The sequence below is a fragment of the uncultured Boseongicola sp. genome (assembly GCF_937988555.1).
In the GTDB taxonomy this organism is placed as follows: domain Bacteria; phylum Pseudomonadota; class Alphaproteobacteria; order Rhodobacterales; family Rhodobacteraceae; genus Boseongicola.
This window is the reverse complement of record NZ_CALJXO010000388.1, coordinates 1-3,136: the sequence shown is the minus strand read 5'-3', so window position 1 is coordinate 3,136 and position 3,136 is coordinate 1. Positions and strand designations below refer to the sequence as shown.

4 protein-coding genes and 1 pseudogene are annotated in these 3,136 nt (G+C 56.3%); 2 read left to right on the top strand and 3 right to left on the bottom strand.

Translation table 11 applies throughout. The features are described from left to right. The 3 genes from Q1B15_RS23030 to Q1B15_RS23020 all read right to left on the bottom strand — a co-directional run. Nucleotides 1–483, bottom strand: a 483-nt coding sequence (locus Q1B15_RS23030; RefSeq protein ID WP_299758526.1) for an MBL fold metallo-hydrolase, incomplete at its 3' end; no start/stop codon positions are given. A 20-nt stretch (nt 484–503) separates the two neighbouring features. Further along, complete coding sequence (locus tag Q1B15_RS23025) at nt 504–1,352, bottom strand: alpha/beta hydrolase (protein ID WP_299758524.1); 849 nt, start codon at nt 1,350–1,352, stop codon at nt 504–506. Between the two features lie 39 nt (nt 1,353–1,391). Beyond that, nucleotides 1,392–1,784 (bottom strand): hypothetical protein, encoded by a 393-nt coding sequence (locus tag Q1B15_RS23020; protein ID WP_299758522.1) that lies wholly within the window; start codon nt 1,782–1,784, stop codon nt 1,392–1,394. Between the two features lie 155 nt (nt 1,785–1,939). Between Q1B15_RS23020 and Q1B15_RS23015 the strand changes: the two genes are divergently transcribed. Continuing rightward, a complete protein-coding gene (locus tag Q1B15_RS23015; protein ID WP_299758520.1) occupies nt 1,940–2,770 on the top strand; it encodes an IclR family transcriptional regulator in 831 nt (276 codons plus the stop codon). Between the two features lie 197 nt (nt 2,771–2,967). After that, nucleotides 2,968–3,136, top strand: a pseudogene (locus Q1B15_RS23010) (IS5/IS1182 family transposase); the annotation flags it as partial.

Here is a 3,136-nt window from a genome sequence, read left to right as displayed (position 1 = left end):
CTGGGCATTGCGAAACCGTCCGACCGCGCCGGTGTGATCCAGATGCAGATGGGACATGACCACGTAACGCACATCCTCGGGCTCTACCCCGACCGACCGGCATTGTTCGACACAATGCTCCTTTAGGCCCATATGCGGCTCGTAGACATCCACCGCATCTCCCCAGTGCGCGCGCTTGTCGATTGCCACTTCAGCCGCGTTTCCGCCATCGATGACCACATTGCCCATCGGATGTTTCAACAGGTACCACGGCACGGGAATTTCCCACATCTCGTCGCCCTGATTCATCTTGATGTTGTGCTTGCGCGTCTTCAACGTTCCGGTCTGGAACATGTGCAGCTCCACCCCCGCACTGACCGGCACCTTGGGCCGGTGGGAGGCCTTCGGGCGATCCGCCAGAAATGAGGTGCCGGGGGACGGCGCTATAGACCGGGAATCGCTTTCGACCTGCTGACCACGTTCATTGAACTCGATGATCTTCATCTTGGATTCTCCATACCGCCTCAGGATCTATCATCGATCAGACGCAGAGCTTCTTTCAGATAGTTTCGGAAAAGCGGATAGTTTTCGGACATCGGGAAATGGCCGATATCCTCCATCTCGATATAGATGCCGCCGGGGATCTGGCGCGCTGTCTCTTCGGTCACTTCGGGCGGGGTCAGATAGTCATAGGTGCCGGTCATCATCACAACTGGGCACCGCGACGTATCTATTCCGCCCAACTTGCCGCGAAGGTCGTGGTCCACTGAGTAGAAATAGAGATCGCCTTTGAAGACCTCGGAGCCCTGCGTGTAATAATGCCATGTCAGCCAGCGATCCATATCCGGGCTTTGGGGCGCCATGAGATCCCAGACGCCGCTGCCACAGACCTGCGCGGCATTGGCATGCGGATGGCGCCACCAGTCGATGTAGAAGCCGGGCGCGTAATGCGCAGCTTCCACCGGGATCACGGCGCGGTAGCGGTCTGGATGATACAGTGCGAGTTGCAGCGCGATATTGCCCCCGAAGGACGAGCCCATGAAGATCGGATCCCGCAATTCCAGCGCCTCGCAGAACGTGTTGATGAACTTCATGTAGTGATCTGCGGTGAGCTTGTACTCTTCCTTCCACCATTCGCGATTGTGCGGCGGGTCGGATTTGCCGTGGCGCGCCAGATCATAGGCGATCACATCATAGTTTTCCGTTACCTCGGCATCCTCCAGCAGATCGCGCCACTGGTGATTGTGACATCCCGCCGTATGCTGACAGACAAGCGGTGTGCCCTGCCCGTTACGAAGGTAGAACACCTTGTACTCATAGCCATCGACGTCGATTGTCACATAGCGTCCGATGACCGGTGAGTGCTTTGCCATGATGGCCTCCTGTTGTGCAGAACGTTGAACTCTCTTTGCTCAGACCGGCACGCCGACCTTTCGAAGCAGTTCGAACTGGATGATGAAATTGCGCAGGTTCTGCATAAGGACGAGATGATTGCCCTCGATTTTCAGATCCTTGCGGAAACTGGCCGAGTAAATTCCGTGATACATCGGCTTGGGGATCGGGCGCGCAAATTCGCGCCATGTATGAGCCGATGCCCTGAGCGCAAAATCCCATGGGTCGAGCGGGGCCGGTTCCACGTTGATGCTGTAAACCTTGCCATCCACCATCTCGACGATGACTGACGCGTCTTCCATATCCCAGAGATACTTGCAGGTGAAGTACTTCGCCATGGCTGCGATTGTGGGATCATTGTCAGACGCATCGCTGAACCTGACAGCCCAATCGCGCACACTCATAGCCATCATCCACCCTCCCAAGCGCATGTTATCATTACGGGATTGCGTTTTTTCAGCTACAAAGTTTTTTTGCCGAAGCCACTTGACCTGACTGAAAACTGTTCAATATGCTGAACGCCTTACTCCCCTCCGAACGATATCCCAAGCGGCGGCAAATAAACAAATTGAAAAAAGTCATTAAACCAGAAGAAAAAGTGGATAATGAGCGCAGCGTCAAATCGCGGCGCCTTGTCCCCGCCCTTGATCGATCCGTACAGATACTGGATATGATTTGCGTCACCGATCAAAGGCTTACCATATCCGAGATCAGCAGACGCATGGGCATTCCCAAAAGCACTGTCCATGGGATCTGCGTGACTCTCCTAGAACATGAACTGCTGCTGAAGCGCGATGACCAGAGCTTCAGGATTGGGCCCCATATCATGCGTTGGGCCAACACGTTCAAACGCACCATCGATGTCACCGACGAGTTCCTTTCTGTCTGGGATTCGGAATCGGATTTTCCCGGCGCGACCATCACCCTGTCCGTTCTCGACGGGGCCGATGTGGTCTATATCGCGGTACGCAACTCCGATCGCTATCATGATTTCTTTACCTTCTCCGTCGGAGCGCGACTGCCCGCAGCCTTTACCGCGACAGGAAAGGCCTTCCTCATGGGCATGCGCGAACGCGAGGTGCGCGCGCTGTTTTCCGAGGGGTTTCCTGATGCGCTGACCCCTGCATCCGTACGCAGCCTCGATGCGCTTCTCGAAGAGCTCAAACGATTTAGGGAGCTGGGCTACACTATTGACAATGAGCAGGTCAAAGAGGGCATGCGGTGTTTTGGCAAGACGGTTCTCAATTCCTGGAACGCGCCGATTGCCGGTCTTGCCGTCAGCATCCCCGCGGATGCCATATCGGCGGAAGAAGAGCAGAATATCGTAGCATCTCTGGAAAGCATGGCCGAGACGATCTCCCGGCGCATGGGAGCCGATGTGCGCGAGATTGGCTCCTAAGGAGAGGGTCGCGTCTGATCCCGGCGGGCCTCGCACAAGATCTCCGAGGCAACAGATGGCCAGCGCCTCTAGCGCGGATGGCGCAAGATCTCTCCCGACCCGGCCTAACTGGCCCGAGGCTGCATATTTGGGGCCTTGTTGCAGGGATCGTCCCACGGCTGATATCGATGCAGTCTGTACCCTTCAGGATGTTGTAAATGCCGCACAAGTTCAACGCCGATCGTCGTGACAAGATCCGGAAGCAAAGGCATCGGGTGACCAACTGGGCTGAGTACAACGAAGGCCTACGGCGGCGCGGTGATCTGACTGTCTGGATCAGCGAAGACGCACTTGCCCTGTGGTCGGCACCACGCCGAACAACGCGTG